This window comes from Nitrospirota bacterium (genome assembly GCA_016214845.1).
In the GTDB taxonomy this organism is placed as follows: domain Bacteria; phylum Nitrospirota; class Thermodesulfovibrionia; order UBA6902; family UBA6902; genus SURF-23.
The window spans coordinates 112,197-136,215 of sequence record JACRMS010000021.1 but is presented as its reverse complement, the minus strand read 5'-3'; the positions used below and the strand labels follow the sequence as shown (position 1 = coordinate 136,215).

General features: G+C 46.5%; 21 protein-coding genes. 10 read left to right on the top strand and 11 right to left on the bottom strand.

Going from position 1 to position 24,019, the window contains the following annotated elements:
- Positions 1-112 precede the first annotated feature (112 nt).
- The 6 genes from surE (at position 113) to mutS (ending at position 7,583) form a co-directional block, all read left to right on the top strand.
- Positions 113-886 carry a 5'/3'-nucleotidase SurE gene (gene surE, locus HZB61_07105; protein ID MBI5056364.1) on the top strand — a complete coding sequence of 258 codons (774 nt, stop codon included), beginning with the start codon at positions 113-115 and terminating at the stop codon, positions 884-886.
- 103 nt (positions 887-989) lie between these two features.
- On the top strand, positions 990-2,369 hold the full coding sequence (locus HZB61_07100) for an NAD(P)/FAD-dependent oxidoreductase (GenBank protein ID MBI5056363.1): 1,380 nt from the start codon (positions 990-992) through the stop codon (positions 2,367-2,369).
- A gap of 168 nt (positions 2,370-2,537) precedes the next feature.
- Complete coding sequence (locus HZB61_07095; protein ID MBI5056362.1) at positions 2,538-3,188, top strand: protein-L-isoaspartate(D-aspartate) O-methyltransferase; 651 nt, start codon at positions 2,538-2,540, stop codon at positions 3,186-3,188.
- 189 nt (positions 3,189-3,377) lie between these two features.
- On the top strand, positions 3,378-4,295 hold the full coding sequence (locus HZB61_07090; protein MBI5056361.1) for a branched-chain amino acid transaminase: 918 nt from the start codon (positions 3,378-3,380) through the stop codon (positions 4,293-4,295).
- Positions 4,296-4,447: 152 nt separating this feature from the next.
- On the top strand, positions 4,448-4,789 hold the full coding sequence (locus HZB61_07085) for a PilZ domain-containing protein (protein MBI5056360.1): 342 nt from the start codon (positions 4,448-4,450) through the stop codon (positions 4,787-4,789).
- 190 nt (positions 4,790-4,979) lie between these two features.
- Positions 4,980-7,583 carry a DNA mismatch repair protein MutS gene (gene mutS, locus HZB61_07080; GenBank protein MBI5056359.1) on the top strand — a complete coding sequence of 868 codons (2,604 nt, stop codon included), beginning with the start codon at positions 4,980-4,982 and terminating at the stop codon, positions 7,581-7,583.
- Between the two features lie 93 nt (positions 7,584-7,676).
- Here mutS and HZB61_07075 read toward each other — a convergent pair whose 3' ends face one another.
- From HZB61_07075 to HZB61_07040, 8 genes are all read right to left on the bottom strand, one after another.
- On the bottom strand, positions 7,677-8,390 hold the full coding sequence (locus HZB61_07075) for a 16S rRNA (uracil(1498)-N(3))-methyltransferase (GenBank protein ID MBI5056358.1): 714 nt from the start codon (positions 8,388-8,390) through the stop codon (positions 7,677-7,679).
- A 76-nt stretch (positions 8,391-8,466) separates the two neighbouring features.
- Complete coding sequence (locus HZB61_07070) at positions 8,467-9,363, bottom strand: hypothetical protein (GenBank protein MBI5056357.1); 897 nt, start codon at positions 9,361-9,363, stop codon at positions 8,467-8,469.
- Positions 9,360-10,304: a site-specific DNA-methyltransferase gene (locus HZB61_07065; protein MBI5056356.1), complete on the bottom strand. Its 945-nt coding sequence runs from the start codon at positions 10,302-10,304 to the stop codon at positions 9,360-9,362. The genes HZB61_07070 and HZB61_07065 overlap by 4 nt, the downstream gene beginning before the upstream one ends.
- A gap of 107 nt (positions 10,305-10,411) precedes the next feature.
- Positions 10,412-11,062 carry a thioredoxin domain-containing protein gene (locus tag HZB61_07060; GenBank protein MBI5056355.1) on the bottom strand — a complete coding sequence of 217 codons (651 nt, stop codon included), beginning with the start codon at positions 11,060-11,062 and terminating at the stop codon, positions 10,412-10,414.
- 50 nt (positions 11,063-11,112) lie between these two features.
- The gene (locus HZB61_07055) at positions 11,113-11,550 is read right to left on the bottom strand and encodes a disulfide bond formation protein B (protein ID MBI5056354.1); all 438 of its coding nucleotides are present in this window, start codon (positions 11,548-11,550) and stop codon (positions 11,113-11,115) included.
- Position 11,551: 1 nt separating this feature from the next.
- On the bottom strand, positions 11,552-11,776 hold the full coding sequence (locus HZB61_07050; protein ID MBI5056353.1) for a hypothetical protein: 225 nt from the start codon (positions 11,774-11,776) through the stop codon (positions 11,552-11,554).
- The gene (locus tag HZB61_07045; GenBank protein MBI5056352.1) at positions 11,767-12,036 is read right to left on the bottom strand and encodes a hypothetical protein; all 270 of its coding nucleotides are present in this window, start codon (positions 12,034-12,036) and stop codon (positions 11,767-11,769) included. The genes HZB61_07050 and HZB61_07045 overlap by 10 nt, the downstream gene beginning before the upstream one ends.
- Before the next feature lie 86 nt (positions 12,037-12,122).
- Positions 12,123-13,421, bottom strand: coding sequence for a B12-binding domain-containing radical SAM protein (locus HZB61_07040; protein MBI5056351.1), 1,299 nt, complete (start codon positions 13,419-13,421; stop codon positions 12,123-12,125).
- A gap of 434 nt (positions 13,422-13,855) precedes the next feature.
- On the opposite strand from HZB61_07040, the gene HZB61_07035 reads away from it, so the two are divergent.
- From HZB61_07035 to HZB61_07020, 4 genes are all read left to right on the top strand, one after another.
- Positions 13,856-16,498: a valine--tRNA ligase gene (locus HZB61_07035; GenBank protein MBI5056350.1), complete on the top strand. Its 2,643-nt coding sequence runs from the start codon at positions 13,856-13,858 to the stop codon at positions 16,496-16,498.
- Positions 16,499-16,503: 5 nt separating this feature from the next.
- Positions 16,504-16,986, top strand: coding sequence for a hypothetical protein (locus tag HZB61_07030; protein MBI5056349.1), 483 nt, complete (start codon positions 16,504-16,506; stop codon positions 16,984-16,986).
- Positions 16,987-17,101: 115 nt separating this feature from the next.
- Positions 17,102-17,953 (top strand): carboxylating nicotinate-nucleotide diphosphorylase, encoded by an 852-nt coding sequence (gene nadC / locus HZB61_07025; GenBank protein ID MBI5056348.1) that lies wholly within the window; start codon positions 17,102-17,104, stop codon positions 17,951-17,953.
- A gap of 66 nt (positions 17,954-18,019) precedes the next feature.
- On the top strand, positions 18,020-19,402 hold the full coding sequence (locus HZB61_07020) for an FAD-binding protein (GenBank protein ID MBI5056347.1): 1,383 nt from the start codon (positions 18,020-18,022) through the stop codon (positions 19,400-19,402).
- Between the two features lie 176 nt (positions 19,403-19,578).
- On the opposite strand, the gene HZB61_07015 is transcribed toward HZB61_07020, so the two are convergent.
- The 3 genes from HZB61_07015 to HZB61_07005 all read right to left on the bottom strand — a co-directional run bounded on the left by HZB61_07015 (position 19,579) and on the right by HZB61_07005 (position 23,972).
- The gene (locus HZB61_07015) at positions 19,579-21,585 is read right to left on the bottom strand and encodes an LPS-assembly protein LptD (GenBank protein ID MBI5056346.1); all 2,007 of its coding nucleotides are present in this window, start codon (positions 21,583-21,585) and stop codon (positions 19,579-19,581) included.
- 116 nt (positions 21,586-21,701) lie between these two features.
- Positions 21,702-23,066, bottom strand: a complete 1,365-nt coding sequence (locus HZB61_07010) for a bifunctional folylpolyglutamate synthase/dihydrofolate synthase (protein ID MBI5056345.1) — start codon at positions 23,064-23,066, stop codon at positions 21,702-21,704.
- Between the two features lie 51 nt (positions 23,067-23,117).
- On the bottom strand, positions 23,118-23,972 hold the full coding sequence (locus HZB61_07005) for an acetyl-CoA carboxylase carboxyltransferase subunit beta (protein MBI5056344.1): 855 nt from the start codon (positions 23,970-23,972) through the stop codon (positions 23,118-23,120).
- Between the last annotated feature and the right edge of the window lie 47 nt (positions 23,973-24,019).

The window sequence follows — 24,019 nt, the reverse complement described above, 5'->3', positions numbered from 1 at the left end:
AAAATCAATAAAAATTCAATTTATAAAATTATAAGGATGGTTGATGTGATGAAGTGTTGATCCTGACAATCTGCTTGTCCGCTAAAAACTTCGTGTTTTGTTACAATAAACCGTGCCCACAATTTTAGTGACAAACGATGACGGGATATCATCGCCCGGCATTAAGATGCTTTCAAAAACTCTCCAGTCCGCAGGCGATGTTTACGTTGTAGCGCCGGAGACTGAGCAAAGCGCGGTAGCTCACGCGCTCACGCTTCACAGGCCTTTGAAGTTTGAAAGGGCAGGGCGCAATGCATTTTTTATAAACGGCACGCCTACAGACTGCGTTATCGTTGGAGTGAATAAAATACTTCCCCGCAAACCGGATATAATAGTTTCCGGGATCAACAACGGCGGCAATGTCGGCGATGATGTAACTTATTCCGGTACGATTGCCGCTGCGATGGAGGGGACACTGCTCGGCATTCCGTCTATAGCAGTATCTCTTGTCAGGAGCAACGGCGACGGTAATTTACGTGCCCGTGCTTCGGGTTACAAGGCAGCGGCGGAATTTGCCGGAGAGATGGTCCTGAAGGTTTTCAAGAAAGGCCTGCCCGATGACACCCTGCTGAATATCAATGTGCCGGACACCGGCAGGATAAAAGGTGTTAAGTTTACAAAACAGGGGAAAAGGGTCTACGAAAATGCCGTTCAGGAATTGTCCGACCCGAGGGGAAGACAATTTTTCTGGATCGGTGGTGGCGCGCCGCAGTTGGAAGCAGGCGAAGACACGGACCTGGACGCGGTCCGTAAAGGATATATTTCCGTGACCCCGGTGCATCTCGATCTGACGAATTACAAGGCGCTGGAATTGATAAGAAAAGAATGGACAAAGGGATTCAAATGAGCAGACATTCAATTATCAGGCACAAAGGGGCAAAGGCACAAAGGCTCAAAGGGATTAAAGACTTTGCGCCTCTGTCCCTCTGCGCCTCTGCCACTTTCTTATTATGAAAAACTACGACGTGATCATAGTCGGGGCAGGGCCTGCCGGCATATTTGCCGCCCTTGAACTGGTCTCCGCAAACAAAGACATCAAAATTCTGCTTATTGAAAAAGGCAGGGACATCGAAGCGAGGATCTGCCCTTCTTCCGCTCAAGGCATCCCATGCATCACTTGTCCCGAATGCGGACTGTTATGCGGCTGGGGCGGCGCGGGGGCTTTCAGTGACGGCAAGCTCACGCTTTCAAAAGAAACGGGTGGAAACCTGTCGCGATATGTGGATGAATCCTCGCTTGAAGGGCTTATAAAATATACCGATGGAATTTATGTAAAGTACGGCGCGCCGGCTGAAGTCTTTGGCGGCGACATGGAAAAAGTTGAATCCCTCAAAAAGCTTGCTGGTGAAAACGGCATGACCCTGGTGCCTTCCAGGATAAGACACATCGGAACAGACCGCTGTCCCGCGCTCCTGAAGAGTATCAAGGCCGATCTCAATTCAAAGATCGACATCTTGTTTTCCAAAGACGTCAGGACTATTTTAACAGAGGACGGTAAGGCAGCAGGAATTGAAATGTCCGGCAAGGAAACCATCTACGGAAAGTTTGTAATTGTTGCGCCGGGCAGGGAAGGGGCGCTCTGGCTCGAAAGACAGGCAAAGACTATGGGGCTTTCACTGCTGAAGAATCCCGTGGACATCGGCGTCAGGGTCGAACTTCCTGCGTCCGTGCTTGAACCTCTGACAAAGATTACGTACGAACCGAAGCTTATTTTTTATTCAAAAAAATTTAATGACCGTGTGAGGACTTTTTGCGTAAACCCTTACGGCGAGATAGTCAAGGAATGTGTGAAAGGCGTGTGGATCGTCAACGGGCACAGTTATTCCAACAAGAAAACCGAAAACACAAATTTCGCGCTTCTCGTCAGCACACATTTTACCGAGCCTTTTGACGAGCCGCATTTATACGGGAGGTATGTTGCGAGGCTTGCCAACCTTTTGGGCAAAGGCGTAATCGTCCAAAGACTCGGCGATCTGCTTGCGGGCAGAAGATCAACTCGTACAAGGATCGCAAGGGGAAAGGTCAAACCCACGCTCCCTGACGCGGCACCCGGTGATCTGAGTTTTGTGCTCCCGCACCGCTATATTACAAACATCCTTGAGATGCTCAAGGCGATGGACAAAATCGCTCCCGGAGTTTACAGCAAACATACTCTGCTGTATGGAGTTGAGGTCAAATTCTACTCAAGGCAACTGAAGCTGAACAGCAGCCTTGAAACCGAGATTGAAAACCTGTTCGCCATCGGCGACGGCGCGGGAGTGAGCAGGGGACTGATCCAGGCCTCCGCCTCTGGTATAATTGCAGCAAGAGAGATACTGAGAAGGATATAGTAATACAGACATTGTTCAACAGTTTGTTTAACTCGATGGATTTTTATTAAATTGTGCATGCATCTTCATGTGAAAATCTACACAGGCGCTTTGATTAAAATTACGTTTCGGTATCGAAAAACAAATTGTTTCACAACATCTGTATTACTATAAATTTTTGGGTTGGACATGGCATACGAAAAAGAACGTTCTGAAATGGTGGAGTACCAGTTAAGGGACAGGGGCATCAAGGACGAAAGGGTCCTTGCCGCGATGGAAAGTGTGCCGAGACATCTGTTTGTCGATGAATACCTTGAAAGCAAAGCATACGATGACGGGGCACTGCCGATAGGCGAGGGGCAAACCATTTCACAGCCCTATATGGTAGCTGTGATGACCGAGCTGCTTGAGCTGAAGGGAGATGAAAAAATCCTTGAGATCGGCACCGGGTCTGGGTACCAGGCGGCGGTGTTATCAACGCTGGCCGCGGAGGTTTTTACAATCGAGAGGATACAGCCGCTTGCCCTGAGGGCGCGGGGTATTTTAAAACAGTTGAATTACACAAATGTTCACGTGATCGTTTCTGACGGTACCATCGGGTTACCTGAACATTCTCCGTATGACGGGATAATAGTTACTGCGGCAGCGCCTCATATTCCCCAGCAGTACATAGAGCAATTGAAAGTAAACGGAAGCCTCGTCATTCCTGTCGGCAGCAGATACTCACAGACACTCTATAAAATAAAAAAGACCGCCACAGGTATAAGTAGTTCAATCTCAACGCCCTGCGTCTTTGTTCCATTGATTGGAAAAGACGGATGGGACGAGAAGGACGTCTAAGGGGCACTGGTAAAGTTTTTAAATTAAGGAGTATAATTTGGAAGCGGCGATTATTGATTTGTCACCCTGAACTTGTTTCAGGGTCTCATATTATTAGATGCTGAAACAAGTTCAGCATGACAAGTTGAATTATTGTATTGGTTTTTGGTTCCTCTTAAATCTTAAATTGAATCATTCACTGGAGGGAAGATGCTTAACGAGTCGAAATTTATCTGGATGGATGGAAAATTTGTTAAGTGGGGTGACGCTAACGTCCACATCCTCACCCATACTTTGCACTATGGCACCGGGGCGTTTGAGGGCATCAGATGCTACAAGACCAAAAGCGGTTCCGCTGTCTTCAGATTGAAGGAGCATGTGGACAGGCTGTTTGATTCCTGTCATATATTAAAGATCGATGTCCCGTTTTCACATAAAGAAATTGAAAAAGCGATCATCGACACCGTAAAGATCAACGGGCTGAAGGAATGCTACATACGTCCTCTTGTTTATCTCGGCTACGGTGCGATGGGCCTGTATCCCAAGGAGAACCCGGCAAGGGTTGCAATAGCCGCATGGCCGTGGGGCGCATATCTTGGAGAAGACGGGATCAAGAACGGCATCAGGGTAAAAATATCTTCTTTTGCGCGGCATCACGTGAGCGCGACTTTGACGAAAAGCAAGACCTGCGGAGACTATGTAAATTCAACGCTTGCAAAACGCGAGGCGCTCGCGTGCGGCTATGAAGAAGCGCTGATGCTTGACACAAGCGGCTTTGTCTCTGAAGGCACAGGCCAGAACATATTTATCGTCAGGGACGGCGCCTTAATTACTCCGCCGCTTCCGTCAATCCTTGAGGGCATCACCAGAAAGAGCATCATGGAGATGGCGCGGAGAGAAAAGATCGAAGTCCGTGAGGCATATTTTACGCGCGATGAGATATACATAGCTGATGAGGCATTCTTCTCAGGTACGGCTGCGGAGGTGACGCCCGTGCGTGAAGTGGACGGAAGGACGATTGGAACAGGAAAGCCGGGACCCGTAACAAAGAAGCTTCAAAGTCTTTTCTTCAAGATCGTAAAGGGAGAGGTGAAGACTTACAAATCCTGGCTGGCGTATGTGAAGTAATTAATAAATTTCTCCAGAAAAGTTACCAGGTAAACTCTGCCCCGGCTTTTGCCGGGGTTTTTATTTTTTATTTTAGAGAATTTTGATTGACATTTAGAAGTTATTATGTTAAAAACTTCACAAGTTTCTTAAACTTAAAAAGGATAACCACCATGGAGAGAAGGACTGTTGAGAGGCTGCCCGCAAAACTTCCGGCGAGATTGTTCTACGGCACCATAGTTTACACTGGAACGGTTGCCAATCTTTCGGAGAATGGAATGTTCATCTGCACGAAGGTGCAGTTCCCGGTTGATTCGATGTTCATTGTGGTAGTCCTCCAGGACGGACAGACCTTTAAACTCCCCATCAGGGTCAAAAGAGTGGCAAAACCATCTGCTGATCATGCCTGCATTGAAGAGAACGGTATCGGTGTTGAGCTTGTGAATCCCCCGCAGGATTATCTGGAATTTGTTAGCAAATGTAAATCCGCCCCTGATATCAGGATGTTTCATTAAGCAGGTTTATTAAGCGCAGTAAATCCCCTTTTCTATAATTTCACCATTATGTTATAGTTTTTAATTCCTTAAAAGAAAACCACAGAGAGCACATAAGCAGATAAAGTGAATCAATCCACAGATTACTCAGATTAACACAGACTTTGAATTTATCTGTGATATCTGCGGATAAGTTTATTATTAAAACGATATGTCCGAACTTACCCCTTTAATGAAGCAGTATCATGACGTCAAGCGCAATTACCCGGACACGATCGTATTCTTCCGGCTCGGAGATTTCTACGAGATGTTCGGGCAGGACGCGGTTGTCGCCTCAAAAGTATTGCAGATAACGCTCACCTCAAGAGACAAGGCAAAAGAAGACCCTATTCCAATGTGCGGCATTCCCCATTTCACTGCCGACAACTATATCGCGAAGCTTGTGAGGGCAGGCTTCAAGGTCGCGGTCTGCGAGCAGGTCGAAGACCCCAAAGAGGCAAAGGGGATCGTAAGAAGAGAAGTCATCAAGGTGATCACGCCGGGGACATTTCTTCCCGACAATCCGAAGGAGAACAATTACATACTCGGATTTTTCCAGAAGGAAAATATTTACGGCATTGCGGTCGCGGACATCACGACAGGGGAATTTTTGATCTACGAAACACACAACTCCCTCGGCGATGAGATAAACAGGTTTCAGCCGAAGGAGATCTTATACCCGTTCAGCTTCAAAAGCAATTCATCGATAATTGACAACCTCAGCGACTACTATCTCACGACATATGACGACTGGTACTTCGATTACATAGAGGCGTACAGGAAGCTGATCAAGCATTTCAGGGTCTCATCGCTTGACGGCTACGGGTGCGAAGGCATGATAGTCGGCATCTCCGCTGCAGGCGCGCTTTTAAATTATCTTGAAGAGACGCAGAAGGACATGCTCGCGTTCAAAAAGATAAGCGTGCTCAGGCGCTCATCACATATGCTGCTTGACGCGGCAACGCTGAGGAACCTTGAGATCACTAAGAACATGCGCGGCGGCGAAACAGAAGGAAGCCTCCTGTGGGTTTTAGATGAAACGTTCACACCGATGGGCGGCAGGCTTTTGCGCGCATGGCTGCTTAATCCATTGCTTGACCCGCACGAGATATCGGGGAGACAGGACGCGGTAAGCTCCCTGATGTCTGATACGGGCAGATTTTCAAAAATACAAACGCATTTAAAAGAGATATACGATATCGAGCGGCTTGCCTCCCGTATCGGCAGCGGTACCGCCAATGCGAGGGACCTTTTATCATTGAGGAATTCCCTGACGAGATTACCTGAGCTGAAAGCCCTTCTTCAGGAATACGATAACAGGACGATCAAATCTCTTGAGAGACAGATCGACGTGCTTGAAGATGTAAAAATCCTCATTGAAAAGGCGATTTCCGATGACCCTCCATTCACCCTGAAAGACGGCGGCCTGATAAGAAAAGGTTTTAATACCGAGATAGACGAGCTGCGCGAGATAAGCAGCAGCGGAAAGGATTTCATTGCCAATCTCCAGTCAAAGGAAAGAGAGCGGACAGGTATTTCATCGCTGAAGGTCGGCTACAACAAAGTCTTCGGCTACTACATCGAGATCACAAAGGCGAATCTCACGCAGGTGCCCGCTGACTTTATCAGGAAACAGACGCTCGTTGGCGGCGAGAGATATATCACTCCTGAACTGAAGGACTACGAGGCAAAGGTACTTGGCGCGGAGGAACGGCTGAAGAACCTTGAGTACGATGTCTTCATCAAGGTAAGAGACACCATTGCCGCCGAGACGGAGAAACTTCAGAGGACATCAGCCGCGATCGCGGAGCTTGACGCCCTGCACAGCTTCGCCTATATCGCGAAAAAATATAATTACGAACGCCCGCTCGTTGATGACGGCGATGTGATCCAGATAATTGAAGGCAGGCATCCCGTGATCGAGAGATTGTCGGCAGGGGAAAAATTTATTCCGAACGATTCATTGATAGATTCTGCCGCGAACAACATATCAATAATCACAGGCCCCAACATGGCAGGCAAGTCAACGTACATGAGACAGATCTCGCTTGTCGTGCTGATGGCGCAGATAGGGAGTTTCGTCCCCGCCAGAGAGGCGAAGGTTGGGATAGTCGACAGGATATTCACAAGGATCGGCGCTTCCGACATCATAACAAAAGGGCAGAGCACGTTCATGGTGGAGATGATTGAGACCGCGAATATTTTAAACAACGCGTCAAGGAAGAGCCTCATTCTGCTGGATGAAGTGGGAAGGGGGACCAGCACCTTTGACGGCATCAGCATCGCGTGGGCGGTCGTGGAATTTATCGCAAAGGAGTTGAGGGCAAGGACGCTCTTTGCTACGCATTACCACGAACTCACTGAACTCTCGCTGATACTCGACGGGATAAAAAATCTGAACGTCGCTGTGAAAGAGTGGGGCGATGAGATAATTTTCCTCAGGAGAATTGAAGAAGGCGCCGCTGACAAAAGTTACGGCATTCAGGTCGCGCGCCTTGCCGGGCTTCCATTTTCCACAATTGAACGCGCGAAAGAGATCTTGTCCAACCTTGAAAAATCGGAGCTCAATGAACTTGGCACGCCAAAGCTCGCGTACACTTCCCATCCTCCGTCTCCTGAAGTGGCAAAGGTCAACCAGCTTGACCTCTTTACAACACAGGCTGACCCTGTGATGAAAGAACTCCTCGGGCTTGATGTAATGAGCATGACCCCGCTTGAGGCGCTGAATAAATTGTTTGAGATGAAGAAGAAGTTAGGGGATGGGAATACCAAGTAAGTCCACGCTTTCTCTGTCATCCCCCGACTTGATCGGGGGATCCAGTCTTTCCGACAGGTTCTGGATTGTCCGGTCAAGCCGGACAATGACAATCTACATGGTCAATATTGAAATAATACCAGGCACAGCGGTTTCAACTGGTAAAATTCTTTTACCAAAATTATATTCTTCAAATCCGCATTCCTTTAATTTATTTATTTCGTAAGGGATAAATCCGCCTTCAGGCCCGACTGCCAGTGTAAAGTGTTTTCCTGAAGTATCAACCAGCTTGTTAGCGGCTTTCGGATGGGCGAGCACGGGGATTGTATTTTTTATAATGTCCGGCAATTCGTCTTCGACAAAAGGTTTGAACAAAGGTTTCAGAGAAAGCTCCGGCAAGATAGTGTCACAGGACTGTTCCAGGCTGTTCAGAAAAATATCTCTTATCTTCTCCCGGCCAAGGACAGGAGTTTGCCAGTAGCTTTTATCTACCCGGAATGAATTTATCAAGAATATTTTTTTAACACCCAAAGTGGTTACGTGTCTTAAAGTCCTTTTCAATATCTTCGGCCTTGGCAGCGCTAATAATAAAGTCAGGGAGGCCGGTAAAGGAGGGTCCTTATCCAGGGTCACTGAAATATCAATAAACTGTTTTGTTATCTCTATGACCTTCCCGGTCCCCAGCTTGCCGTTTATCAGTCCTACTTGTAACAGGTCATTCTTTTTCGATCTTAAAACTTCCGAAATATGATCGAACCTGTGATCAGACAACCTGATCGCATCTCTATTCTGATAATAATCTGTTTCGTTGAAAAGGATAATGTTCATTTAGTTTTAATCAAGGGCAACCACAGGGGGTTGTCACTACGAGTATTTCGTTACCCGATGTGGAACATTTAGGGCTCTACGAACTTTCTATGAATGACCAAATATCGGAACAGAAAAAGTGGTCTATTGTTCTGATATGTTTTTTCAGGAGGTCGTCTGTCTCCATATTCGGTCTTATGTCACAGTAATAAACACCGTCAAGAGGGTTTAATTTGACTGTAAATGCCTTGAAATGTCCGGGTAGGAATGTAGCGTTTATTCCATACTCATCTTGCCGCTTACTGTTTTTTCTCTGCACATCATTAAGAAAGATAGCTATATGCGGTAGCATGGTATTTGTCAGTTTGCAGTAGAGAAATTTATCAAGAAATATTTTATCAATTCTGTCCTTGCTCGATGTCTTCACTGACCCGATGACTTTCAAATTGTCATCCTTGTATAGAAGAAGGTCATGCTGATAGCTCATGTTAAACTGGAATCCACTTACCGGAACTTGGACTGTTCCCGTTTTGCACTTGACCCCTATTTCTTTAATCAACAGTTGGATAAACCTCTCAAAGAGATCTCCGTTGACCTTTCTGGCTATGTTCGATGCTCCGGCAGGTAAAGCGTCAAGCGCTGAACCGATTGATTGTTGAACAGTGTAAATGCCCCGCTTTATCAATTCGCGGTTACGGTTGTCATCTGCTGGAATGTCTCTAACAGAGTGGAGGATTTTCAAAAACTCTTTTTCAAAATTTGAGACATCAGAAAATCCATACATTAGATTTGAATTGATTGGCCGGGTAATGTTGAAATGGCCGTCTTTCTTGTACTGGTAAAAACGATAGTGGTTTTCATTCTGAGATACAATGACAGCTTGAAGTCCGGCAGCGGCAAATTCTAAATATAGCTTGCAAAACTCGATATAATCTTTGAGAGTTAAAAACTTTTCCTTGTTTGATGCAATCTTGATTATCTTCGATAATGTCACCGGATAGACTCTCTTCTCTCTTGCACTTTCCTGTCATGCTCGATCCAGTCTTCTACCGACATACTCTTGACGTGTTCCACTCGCTCAATTGCCCATTCGTTATACGGTGCGTTTATCTCGCATCCTGACCATTTGCGGCCTAATTGCTCTGCTACGACAAGCGTTGTGCCTGAACCGGAAAAAGGATCAAGGACAACATCGCCTTTATTGGAAGAAGCCAAAACAAATTTGCGAACAAGCTCTTCCGGCTTTTGTGTGGGGTGAGGTGTTTTTTCTCCCATTCCATTGCAGGTAGTCGGGATGTCTATAACATCTTTTGGTTTTGCGCCTCTTGGGTTTGGCTTCCAATGTTCCCGGTGTTCGCCGTTGCCGTACTGACTGGTAACAGCCTGCGGGTGCAGCGGATATTTCAGTGTATGCGCTCCATATGGAATGCGAATGTCGTCAACGTTCAATTTGACTTTTGAAGACTTGCGAAAGTGAACAATGCTTTCGTGGGAGCGTCCCCAGTCGTTACCGAGATTTGCTTTGTTCTTGTAATGCCATATCAACCAGCGGCATGATTTAAAGTATTTTGAAGTTGGATGTCTGAGGTCGGCCAAGATCTCTGAAAACCCGCAGATGTATAATGAGCCGTGCGGTTTTAAAATCCTTGCTGACGGTTCAATCCATTTTAATGACCACTCTATATAATGCTCCTGACTTTCAAAGCTGTCCCAATCCGCTTTGTTGATGTTATATGGAGGGTCGGCGAATATTAAGTCTATGCTTTCATCTTTTAGTGAATTCAGCCATGCGATACTGTCCCCCTGGTAAAGTTTCCCATTAGGGTGTTCATAGTGAAGTCTGAAGCCTGAGCTTTGAGCATTGATAGGATGTGCTTTGCAAATGCTTATATCTTCTTTTTTGAAAAGAGGATTTATTGTCTCTAAAGCTTTCATGGCATTATTGTATAAAAACTCTCTCTTATAGGCAACCTGCACTTTGATAATAATCTATTTCTTCAAAAAGGATAATGTTCATTCATGCAGTCTTGTCCAATTCAGCTCTAATAATTTGCCCGAATTTCGGCTTCTACCAATTCTCTTAACTGGCTGTAACCGAAGCTTGGAAGGGGCTTGCCGTTCACAAAAAATTCAGGTGTCTGCCTGACATTGAGAGCGTTGGCGTCTGCAAGGTCCTGCGCGATATGTTTGGCAATCTCAGGATCGTTCATATCATTTTTTATTTGCTCAATATTCAGTCCCGCCTGCGGGAGGAATTGCCATATTAATTCAGGCTGGGGATTATGATGGCTTGCCCAGATATGCTGACTATTAAACATAGCCTCCAGGGTCTCCCAATACTTCCCCTGTTTCCTCGCCGCTTCCAGTATCTTTACAAAATAATCTGAGCCGGGATGAAAAGGCGCGTACCTGTGAACAAGCTTCATTTTGCCCTGGTTTTCAGCCATCAGGTTTTTAACGAAAGGATGAAAATCTCTGCAGGTTTCACACGCGGGGTCAAAAAATTCCACGATATAAACTTTCGCATCATTACTGCCGAGTGTCAGTGAATAATCCCTGACAAACGTTGAAGCGTTTTCTCTGGCCATAAAGCTCAGCTTTTCTGACTGCTGCGTCTTGTAGAAATAGCTGCCGAGCGCAAACACGATCACCAGGCAGATCGCTGAGATTAAAACTATGTTCTGCTTTTTCATTGTCTTCTGTTTTTCTATCGGTTTCTGCTTCTTAACTGCTTTTTGTTTTTTCATTTGGAAAGCCTCCTCTTTAACAAAAATAATAACGCTGCTATGGTTGAAAATGACATTAACGCCAGCATAGGAATTGTGAAAATACCGAACAATTTGATGTAGTCCTCCGTGCATGAAACGCCCTGACTGCAGGGTTGTATGCTTTCGGGAATGATCCCGGTATATAGAAGGTTATGATAGAGCGCGATGAACCATCCCGCTATCGCTAACGGAAGGGCAAATTTAACAACGCTTTTATCAAAGGGGAAGAGTCCCACTGTCAATATTAACGCTAAGGGGAACAAACAGATTCTCTGATACCAGCACAAAACACAGGGGGCGAATTTCATTATCTCGCTGAAAAACAGGCTCCCCAGCGCAGAGATGACTGCTATCAGCCAGCAGATAAAAAGAATGGTCCAGTTTGAATTGGACGTCTGGTCTGAATGAGGCATATCAATTCCTGGACTCTTTTAAAATATCCTCGGCAGTAGTAAAGGATACTTTTTTCTTCTTTTCTCTTTCCTCGTATCTCGCTATAGTATTCAAGTCTAAGACATTCTCATATAACTCTACTAATGATTTTTTTATCAAAGCAGATTTATCCTCATGAAAATGGTCAGATAATTTCTTCAATATCTTCTCCTCATCACTATTAAATCTGATAGATATTACTCCCATTGCCTGTATACCTCCTCTCTCTTTTCAATAGAGATAACATAATAATCATTATCCTCAATGTAAAATATTGCCCTGTATTTACTCTTTCGCAAACGATAGTACGTTCTCTTCTCCGATGACTTTAATTTCTTAATATCGAATAATCCTAAATCTCCGGTTGTTTCAAGTGCGATAAATGCATTATTGAATCGTGTAAATATCTCTTTAGGCAATATTCCTTTCTTTACAGCTTTTTTGACCTCACTTTCGTAATGAATCATAGTATATGTTTACATTGTATGACATGCACTGTCAAGATGGTATGGGCATACAGTTTCAGCGTGTTAACAGATATCAGTTAGGAAATTTACAACGCGCAAACTTCCGGCATTTTTCTGGCCTTGTTCCTGTAGCTGAAATTCGTGCCGATCCTGATGGGGAGGTTTCGCGGGCTTCGCAGACTTCTTTTCAGCATATTTTTCCACCTGTATGTCTCACGGAATATCCAGAAGTAGCCCTGCTGGAGTTCTTCGGCGGTCATATTTTTCGGCTTGAATATGACTTCGCCGGTGTGATATTTGGCCCAGTCCCTGTCTGTTATCCTTCCTTCTTTTTCCATTGCCGTATAAAGCTTGGTACCGGGGAAAGGGGTGAGTATGTGAAACTGCGCGGCGTCTACATTGTTCTCCATGATGAAGTTGAAGGTCCTTTCAAATACTGAAGCGTCGTCTTCATCCAGTCCGAAAATAAAACTCCCGATCACATTGATGCCTGCCCTGTGTATTTTCCTTATCGCCTCTTTGTAGCCGTCAGGCGAGTTCCATGATTTACTCATCTTCTTGAGGTTGGTTTCGGAGAGGGTCTCAAAACCGATGAACGCGTATTTGCCCCCGCTCTTTGCATAGAGTGAAAGCAGCTCATCATCTTTCGCGAAGTTGATCGTGGTCTGTCCTCCCCAGATGCGCTTCAACGGGATGAGCGCTCTGAAAAGTTCCTTTGCGAATTTCGGATGTCCGGTGATGTTGTCATCAACGAAAAAGAAGTCCCTGCCCTGAAAACTTTTTATCTCATGAATGACCTCGACAAGTGGCCGTGTCCTGAATTTATTTCCGAAGAAAGCCGTGACCGCGCAGTACTCGCAGTTAAACGGACACCCGCGTGTAGCCTGCAATGTGTTGTATGATGTATAAATATTTTTGTCGAGAAGGTCCCTGCGTGGAACGGCCATGCCTTTCATATCGATCAAAGACTCTGCGTGGTAAACGGGTTTCATCTGCCCTTTCTCAAAGTCCTGAAGCAGTTGCCCCCACACGCCCTCTGCCTCACCAACGACCACGCTGTCAGTGTGTTGAAGCGCTTCGTCGGGAAGGGCTGATACATGAATACCGCCCATGACCACTGTTACGCCTTTCTCCCTGAAACCGTCGGCGATGGCGTATGCGCTCGGTATCTCGGCGGTGAAGGCCGTGATCCCGACAAGGTCAGCCTTCCTGTCGAAATCAACAGGTGTGGTGCGGGCGTCCAGAATTTCCACATCCCAATCTGACGGAGTAAGCGCGGCAACTGCCGGCAGGCTCAGGCGCACAAATCCTGCCTTGCCCGATCTTGATACCTTTCCCCAGTAACCACGTTCACTCTTCGGTAATATTAAAAGCAGTTTTTTCAATTCAGTCTCCTTAAAAACCACAGAAAAGATTTTATCCGCAGATTTCGCAGATGACACAGATTAAAAGGAAAGACTTTGGCCATAAACTCAAACATTAAACTGTCATTCCCGTAGTCTGTTGAGCGGGAATCCAGTCTTTTCAGTAGTTCTGGATGCCCGATTACTGACTTCTGGCATGACGAAAATAAAACAGTCAGTTTATGGACAGGCACTAAATCGATCTGTGTAAATCTGTGCAATCTGTGGATTAACTCAGTTTAATTTTTCTCCGTGCCTCCGTGTCTCTGTGGTTCATTGCGTTTTATCAGCGTGCCTGTATTGTAGCATTGAAATAAGGTTTAATAAAATGTCACAATTATCGCTTGAAGTATTATTAGACTTACGTTGTTGCGTTTGAGATAATTCAATAGAGTTCACAGGAGACAGGATCAGACATGCTTGAGAAAAGATACGAGCCGAAAGACATTGAAAAGAAGTGGTATGACTTCTGGATTGAGAATGAATATTTCAGGGCAGAGGGTAAAAGCGAGAAGCCTCCTTACTGCATAGTCATCCCGCCGCCGAATGTTACCGGCTCCCTGCACATTGGACACGCGCTTGATATTACTCTTCAGGACATCATGATCAGGTGGAAGAGGATGTCAGGGTTTAATACATTATGGCTGCCGGGAACAGACCATGCCGGTATCGCGACACAGAACGTTGTCGAGAAAGACCTGCAGAAGCAGGGCACTGACAGGCACGCGCTTGGCAGGGAGAAATTTATTGAGAAGGTCTGGGAATGGAAGAAGCTCTATGGCGGCACGATAATAAATCAATTAAAAAGCATGGGCGCGTCATGCGACTGGAGCAGGGAAAGGTTCACGCTTGATGAGGGATTATCAAAGGCAGTGCGTGAGGTATTTGTCCGGCTCTATGAAGAAGGGCTGATATACAGGGGCGAATATCTCATCAACTGGTGTCCCCGGTGTCACACCGCGTTGTCCGATCTCGAAGTGGAGCACGAGGACAAGCAGGGCAAGCTTTATTACATCAAATATAATTTTGCGGACCAGGACGGGCATATTACCGTTGCAACAACAAGGCCCGAAACTTATCTCGGTGATACCGCTGTCGCAGTGAATCCCGAGGACGAGAGATACAAACACCTCATCGGCAAAATGGTGCGGCTGCCGATAATCAACAGGGACATCCCGATCATCGCGGATGAATTTGTCGACGCATCTTTCGGCACAGGAGCGGTAAAGGTGACGCCCGCGCACGACCCCAATGATTTTGAAATGGGCAAAAGGCACAACCTGCCGTTCATCAACTTATTAACAGGCGACGGCAAGATGACCGAGGAGGCAGGCCCGTACAAAGGGCAGGACCGGTTTGAGTGCAGGAAGAATGTACTGAAAGACCTCGAAGACTTGGGCCATCTTGAGAAAGTTACTGACCACGCGATGGCAATCGGCCATTGCTACAGATGTAAGACAATTGTCGAGCCGTATCTTTCAAATCAGTGGTTCGTGAAAATAAAGCCGCTTGCTGAAGAGGCGATGAAGGCGGTGAAAGAAGGACAGGTCAAGATCATTCCAACAGGCTGGGAGAACAGCTACTTCGACTGGATGGAGAATATAAAGGACTGGTGCATATCGCGGCAGATCTGGTGGGGACACCGCATCCCGGTATGGTATTGCAAGGAATGCGCGGAGGTCATTGTATCAAGGGAGACACCGTCAGCGTGCAAATGCGGAAGCAAGGAATTGGTCCAGGACGAGGACGTGCTTGATACATGGTTCTCGTCAGCGCTCTGGCCGTTTTCCACTCTGGGCTGGCCTGAGGACACTGACGATCTGAAAACGTTTTACCCGACCAGCGTTTTGATAACGGGTTTCGACATCCTCTTCTTCTGGGTTGCGCGTATGATGATGATGGGCCTTAAATTCATGAAAGAAGAACCGTTCAGGCACGTTTATATCCACGCCCTCATCAGGGACGCGGAAGGCCAGAAGATGAGCAAGTCAAAGGGCAATGTTGTGGACCCCCTCAAGATGACGGAGCTGTATGGCACGGACGCTTTCAGGTTCACGCTCGCCGCGTACGCCGCGCAGGGCAGGGACATAAAGTTTTCCGAGCAGAGGGTTGAGGGGTACAGGCATTTCCTGAACAAGATATGGAATGTGGCGAGATTCATTTCCATGAACGTAACGGAAGGAGAGGAAACATCGCTTTCAATAAAGGTCAAAAACCTCAGCCTTGCCGACAGGTGGATACTTAGCAGGCTTTCTGTTGTCTGCGCGGATGTTAATAAATCACTTGAAGAGTACAGGTTCAATGACGCGTCAAGTGCTCTGTATCAATTTATCTGGCACGAACTGTGTGACTGGTATGTTGAGTTGATCAAACCGGAGCTGTACAGCGAAAACGCGGACTCGAAAAAAGCTGCGATCAGCACTTTGGTCCACGTATATGAAGTATCACTTGCACTCCTGCATCCTTTCATGCCTTTCATCACGGAAGAGATCTGGCAGCAACTGCCGTGCAAAAGGCATGATGACAGCCTTTGCATCCGCCAATATCCATCTGCTGAAGAAGGCATTGAGGACAAGACGGCGGAGGAAAAACTCAACATTGTGATGGATGCAGTGACCGCTATCAGGAACATCAGGGGCGAACTGAATCTCTCGCCTTCGCTTGAACTTCAGGCATTGATAAGGGCATCCAATAACGCGGAGGCGACCCTGAATGAAAACATTACCTATATAGCCAAGCTTGCAAAGGCAAAGGACATAAAGATCAGTAGCGACATCCAGGCGCCTAAACACGCGGCCACCGCGATCAAGCCTGCGTTTGAGATATTTGTACCGCTTGAAGGCCTGTTCGATTTTGACGCGGAGATCAGCAGGCTGAATAAAGAGAGACGTAAGATCGAAGAGGACATCCAGTTTGTTGACAGGAAGCTCCGCAACGAGGCCTTTATCAGTAAGGCCCCGCAAGCGGTGGTTGAGGAGAACAAAAACAAGTACAATGATTATATGGAGAAGTTAAAATCAATACAGGGTAATATTGATAAACTTAATCAATGGAGGTAAATCTGATGAGCAGGGAGACAGTGGAACTTGAAAAAGGTGACGCTCAGGTCGTGGAAGGCGAGTTTATTAACATAAAGAACAGTTCAGTCAGGACGGTTGAAGGCGGGCATATTGAAATGCAGCGGGTGTGCTCTATGACAGTAGATGGAGAAAATATCGATGTCACTCAGGGCGCGGCCTGCGTTGTGAAAGCCGAGGCGTTAAATATGAAGAAAAGCATCAGCCTTGTTGCTGTTGCCGAAAATGCCTCTCTGAATTCATCCTGTTCCGTTATCACTGTTGCCGACGGGATTGACGAGGTCAGCAAGAGCAACGTCGGTGTCATGGTGGCCAACAATATAACTTCAGAAAATACTTCAGCGCTTATCGTGGTGGCCAATAACGTTGAAGGGCATGTAACAACTCTATTTGACTGGAAGTCCGCTCTTGCCTTCGGCGCCGCAATCGGCGGCGTGTTCGGGTTGGTGAAGTTATTGTCGAAGAGATGAGAGGAAACCACAGAGACACGGAGGCACTGAGAAAAAAGACTTGAAGTAATAAAAAAATTTTTCTTGTTTTCTCTGTGTCTCTGTGGTTAGTAAGAGTTAATAAAGACGTATGAAAATGAATAATTTAAATTTCACAGACAGAATTATTCTCAATTCCCTGCATGAAGACATTGGCAACGGGGATGTGACAACATCTGCGCTCATTTCTGAAAGGCGTTTTTCCAGCGCAGCGATAATTGCCAAGTCTGATCTGGTCCTTGCGGGACTTCCATTTGCGGAGAGGACTTTTCAATTAATAGACAAAAACATAAAATTTAAACCCCTCAAAAAAGACGGCAGCAGGGTAAAGGCTCAAACCGTTATTGCCAACATCAGCGGCAGCACGAGAAGTCTTTTAATGGCTGAGCGGGTCGCGCTCAATCTGCTTCAACGGATGTCAGGCATCGCCACTCTCACAGATAAATACGTCCGGCAGGTAAAGGGTTTGCAGGTAAAAATTCTCGATACGCGCAAGACCGCGCCGGGCCTCCGCTACTTTGACAAATACGCCGTGAGAATGGGCGGAGGACATAATCATCGCTACGGGCTTTTTGACGGCGTGCTTATTAAAGACAATCATATCGCTGCGGCGGGCGGGATAGGGCAAGCTGTTAAACTTGCGCGTTCAAAGTCGCATCAGCTATTAAAGATCGAAGTTGAAGTGAAAAATATCGCTGAAGTACATGAAGCGCTTTCAGTAAACGCAGATATTATAATGCTTGATAACATGAACGTCAGTCAGATGAGAGATGCCGTGAAGATAATCCGCAAAAAGAACCCGGCTGTGCTGATAGAGGCATCAGGCAATATAAGCCTGGAAAATATCCACGGCGTTGCAGAGACAGGTGTAGACCTGATCTCTGTCGGCGCGCTCACGCATTCCGCTCCTGCCGCTGACATAAGTATGAAGATCGTGTCTTCCGCATAATACAATTAACCGCCGGGTGAACTCTGTGGTTTCTTAAACGCAATTTTCAGTTATAATTAAACCATCATGGATTTTAAAATCTTCAAGAAAAAAGACGAAAACGCTTTTCCCCTGCCGGAGAGGCTTTCAAACGACAAAGAGGACCTCTTCTGCTACGGGTTCGACGCGTCCTCGATGCAGGGCGCTCCTTCCGCGATCGTAAAACCGGTGAGCACGGACGAGGTTTCAAAAGTCGTTGCGTATGCGAACAAGCAAAGGACGCCGGTTGTGCCCCGCGGCGCCGGGACCGGGATGACCGGAGGCGCTGTGCCTTTGAACGACGCGATCATCCTTTCCCTTGACGGCATGAACAGGATACTCGATATTGATGACAAAAATATGATCGCCGTTGTCGAGCCGGGTGTGATCAATGGCCACTTGCAGGAAAAGCTTGAAGGGAAGGGCCTCTTTTATCCACCTGACCCCGCAAGCATGAACTTCTGCACTTTAGGCGGGAACGTTGCTGAAAACGCAGGGGGGCCGCGGGCGGTAAAATACGGTGTTACAAGGGATTACGTGCTTGGGCTTGAAGTTGTCCTTCCCGACGGCAGGGTCATGATGACTGGCGGAAAAACTTACAAGAACGTTGTCGGATATGATCTGACGCGCCTTATCGTCGGTTCTGAAGGGACGCTGTGTGTCGTGACGAAGATATTTTTGAAGATACTGCCCATGCCCGAAGAAACAGTGACCCTTTTATGCACGTACTCACGGCTGGATGAAGCAGCGTTTGCGATAACAAAAATCACCTCTTCGGGAATAATCCCCAGGGTGCTTGAATTCATGGATGAAGAGTCTGTGCGCGCGGTTGAAAATTACAAGAATTTCGGACTGCCGATGGAAGCGGAGGCAATGTTGCTGATTGAGGTGGACGGCTCACATGCCGCTGCCATGCAGGACGCTGAAAAGATCGCGAAGATCTGCACTTCACAAAACGGTCAGGTCAGCATAGCCGAGGACATCTTTGCCCAGCAGCGCCTCTGGGAGGCGAGGAGGGCGATCTCTCCAGCGCTTTACCGCATTAAACCCACCAAGATCAACGAGGACATCGTTGTGCCCCGCGGAAGGATACCTGAGATGCTTCAGTCATTGAGGGAAATCTCTGAAAGATACAATCTGAAAATAGTAAACTTCGGCCATGCAGGCGATGGAAATATTCACGTCAATGTGATGACGGACAAGAATGACAGGGAAGAATACGAAAGGGCAGGGAAGGCGGTTGAGGATATTTTTAAAGCCACGCTCAGTCTGGAAGGGACAATATCAGGCGAGCATGGCGTTGGACTTACAAAGAAACAATTTCTTGGGATGGAGCTTTCAGAAACAAGTATTGAGATGATGAAGGCGATCAAGAAGACTTTTGACCCCTATGGTATTTTGAATCCCGGAAAGATATTCCAGGACGATTGATAAAAAAATCATTATCCACAGATTAACGCAGATTATCACAGATTTGTTAAAAAAGCCTGATTAGTTTTTTTGTCTTTAACCTGTTGAGTGAATATATAAAATTTGCCTGTCTAATTTATATCGTTGTCTTTATCTGTGAAATCTGTGGATATAACTGCCGTTTTTGGATAAAGAGTTTAATATTCCATCGGCAGCCCTACCGGCATTATCGGCTCTATCTTTGAACCTTCCATTCCTGTAGTGCTTGAAGTGCCTATGGTGCCTATTCCTTTAAACTCTATTGTAAATATTATCTGGTAATCGGTGATCCTTTTTATATAGGCAAGCGCCAGGCGCCAGCATTGATGAGAATAAACGCCCTGGATGTCATATTCCTGGGTGTTGTGCCCGTTCAGGTCATACCATATTTTCCCTCCTACATCTATTGGAAGAGATATATTGAAGAACTTTATAGGATTGCTCAGGCCTGTCTCAAAAGTAACTTGATCAAGCTGTGTGGCTTCCCGGAGATTTTCACCTACACCGACATAACCGATCGAGTTCCTCAGTATCAAAGAGGCGATATTTTCCGACATCCGTCTTTCATCGATATCATATGAAGCATTAAGCTGCAGCGTCACATGATTGCTTGACATTACCGCTTCCGCGAGCACCGGAGAGAATCTTTTGTCATCATTAAACAGGCTGAAGCTCTGCGAAAGCCTGAATCTGGCTTCCAGGTTTAAAGGGGCCAGGCCGGACACCCTGTTAGTAAGCGCGTAATTGATACCGTTTGTTTTAGCAATGGAATCTGTAGAATCGAAGAAGGAGATGTCCTCATCGAATGTTGAAGGTATGTATTCATATTCCACCGACGGCTCGATGATATGGACCAACGAAGAGTATTTTTTGTAGAACTTTGTTGTTAATGTTGTGCTGAGGTCATAGATGAATCTGTTTTCGCTTACGTCAGGATCTTCCAGGAAATATGCTGTATCGCGCAGCCCTATTTTCTGGGTGATATTTATCAGCCTGCCATAGCTGAAATAGAGGTTCGGGTTGATGTCAAACCTCTGGCCTTTCTGCCCGTCTCTCCTCCAGAAATTTACACCCTTGAGCGATGTGTTAAAAGAGAAATCTCCCATAGACTGCGTATTAAGCACGAGGCCTATTTCAGGAAGGCTCTGGGGTATTTCATTGGACCTGCCTTCGAGGCTTTGCCTGGTCTGGGCCAGCAGGTATACCCTTCCGTTATAAAAAGGCCTGGACAACTGCAGGTCCGATTCAAGATATTTTTGATACCTCTCCTCTGAGGCAAACCCGAAAGGGTTCGTTGCTCCCCATGATGACAGCCCGAACCTGTTCAAAGACGTTGAATCCATCCTCTCATAGTAATCGAAATCGCTCACTGTGTGAACTTTCAAATAGCTTGAAATATCATACGGAAGCTCCGCGTTATTATAGGACTTGAATTCCGAGAGCTCTCTGACAGGTTCATTGTCTCTCGTGCGGTAATACCATAACTCGCCGTATGTTTCAGGTGTTAATGCATAACGGTAATCAAGGCCCTCCGCGAATCCCAGCTCGGAATAATAGTCAAGATATATGGTCGCGTCCTGGTTTTCTTTTATGGCCCAGAAGAACCCCTGTCTGTAAGACTGCCCTCTTGTGCTGCTGTAACCAAAGGACGGCTGCAGAAGCCCGGTCTGGCGGTCTTGAAGAAGAGGCACCCATGTATATGGAGAATACAGGACAGGGAAGTCTTTGACATTGAAGGTGCCGTGCCACGCGCTTAAACTTTTGTTCTGAGTGATCTCGACGTCTCTCCCTGAAAAACTCCACGCAGGCACCTCCGCATCGCAAGTCGTAACCGAGGCCCTGTCAAAATAGAAAGTTTTATCACCGATCTTTTTAATGTTCCCGCTTTGAATGTGGAAATTGCGTTTCTTGTAGAAAATATTGCTGTTGTAAACCACGCCGAGTTTGGTCTTTAAATTCATTTCAATCTTATCTGCCTTTATGACAGAATCCTTGTCCTCGAGGACCACATTGCCTGAGGCAACAGCATCAGATGTATTTCCGTCAAGGAACATCTCATCAGCGGTCAGCGTGGAATCTTCAAAGACTATCTTGACTGAGCCGGTTGCAATGTAGGTATTGGTTTGAGCGAGGTGTTCCATATGGTCAGCGGTAATATCAGCCATTCCTTCGGCAGAGGCGGAGGGAGATGATAAGAGCAGAGAGCAGAGAGCAAAGAGGAAAGTTAAACCCCCTTTAGTAAAAGGGGAAGTTAGCTTCAATCTCCAAACACCGAACTCTTTCACTTTTTCACTTCCTTATTTTCCACTTGTTCTCTTAACGTTGTAAAAACTCCTGTGCTGCCTAATACCTCTTTCACTTCTCCAGTTGTATAGAACGACCCGGTTACGAGAATAATATTGTCATCACTGCACCGGTCTTTTGCAATATTCAGGGCCCCGGAGATGGTGTCGGTTTTAGTTATCGAATTGGTAATATTCATGCCTGATTTCTTTAGGCTGATTATGATGTTTTCAAGTCTCTCAGGCAAGGCCGCGCGATCATATCTGGGCCTTGTCAGTATTACTGATTCAGCGATCTGGACAAGAGGTTTCAATACCCCATCGACATCCTTGTCGTCCATGATCCCGGCTATCAGGATAATTTTCTTATCAGAAAAAAGTTCCCGGACTGATTCAGCAAGTGAAGCGGCAGCCTCAGGATTGTGAGCGCCGTCAATGAAAATGGGCGGCGACTCCAACACCTTTTCCAGCCTGCCTTCGAGTTTGATATTGAGCAGGCCCTGCCTGATCGAAGCGTCTGAAATGGTGAACCCCTTTTCTCTCAAAACTTCACACGCGCGCACCGCGGTGCAGGCATTGTAGAGCTGATATCTCCCGGACAGTGACATCAAGAGATTGCCGTAATTATTATAGCCGCTGTAATCAAAGTTAATCTGTTTGTAATCCATCCCGGTAAGCGCGCCTTTATAATCCTTGCCGTAGACATGGACCGCGGAGCCGAGGCTTCCTGCTATGTCAGACAATTGTTGAACAACCTCAGGCTCTGACGAGGATGTTATAACCGGCACCCCTGATTTAATAATGCCTGCCTTCTCAAATGTAATCTCAGAGATGCTGTCGCCGAGAAACTCGCAGTGGTCGAGGCTTATGTTGGTGATAATGCTTACCTCAGGAAGAATGACGTTCGTAGAGTCGAGCCTTCCGCCCATCCCGGTCTCAATCACAGCCCAGTCAACTTTGTTTTGCGCAAAGCAGTAAAACGCCATCGCGGTGACAAACTCAAAAAAAGTCGGGTTCAGATCAGTCCCTGTTAGCAGATCGCGAATCATCGCCGCTATATTAATGACCTCGGACTCCTCAATGCGCTGATCGTTTACCCGTATCCTTTCCGTAAAACTGACCAGATGAGGAGAGGTGAACAGGCCGACCTTAAAACCGTTCTCCCTGAGAATGGATGCAATCGCAGCGGAAGTGGAACCTTTTCCGTTGGTCCCGGCTATATGCACGGAGCGGAAAGATTTGTGTGGCCCTCCAAGAAGGCCCATCAGCCTCTTTGTATTTTCCAGCCCCAATTTTATTCCGTGTTTTTGAAGGCTGTATAAATAACTTACTGTCGAGTCGTATTTTTGAAAATCAGTGGTCATGATAATGTAGAAATAAAGTTCCTGTCCCCTTGCGGGAGAGGGTCAGGGTGTCTATTTTTCTATGTTACTGTTACCGGTGGTCAATGACAAAAGTTTAATAATGGTCTGCTTCAACTCTTTTCTGGGGACGATCATGTCGATCATCCCGTGCTGGAGCAGGAATTCCGCGGTTTGAAAGTTCTCGGGCAATTGCTGTTTTATCGTCTGCTCGATTACCCTCGGTCCAGCAAAGCCTATCAGGCTTTTGGGTTCCGCGATCATTATGTCTCCCAGCATCGCAAAACTTGCTGATACCCCTCCGAAGGTCGGATCGGCAAGGATTGATATGAAGGGCATTCGTTTTTCTTTAAACCTTGCTATTGAGGCTGAGGTTTTTGCCATCTGCATGAGAGAGATAATCCCTTCGTGCATTCTTGCGCCTCCGGATGAGGCAACGGATATTAACGGCAATTCCTCTTCGGCGGCCTTTTCAGCGGCCATAACAAACTTCTCGCCGACAACCGAACCCATGCTGCCGCCCATAAATTCAAAATCAAGGACGACGAGCATTGTCTTATGGTTGCCTATCAGGGCGCTGCCGGCCATCGCGGCGTCTTTGTTGCTCGTTTTTTTCTGATACTCGCCGAGACGGTCCCTGTATGTGACCTGGTCTTTGAAATTGAGGGGGTCTTTGGATATCAGGTTCTCCCCAATTTCGACAAAGCTGTTTTCGTCTACAAGCAGCGATATACGTTCCTTGGCGGAAATCCTGAAGTGGTAGTTGCATTTAGGGCATACCTTCAGGTTCTTCTCCACCTCTTTACGGTAGATGATCTCCTTGCAGGAATTGCACTTTACCCAGAGCCCTTCCGGGACTTTGACCTTCTTTGCAATCGCAGGTTGTTCTTTTTTCTTAAACCAGGCCATATAAAGACAGTAGTTAGGGGTTAGTAGTCAGGGGTCGGTAAAAAAAC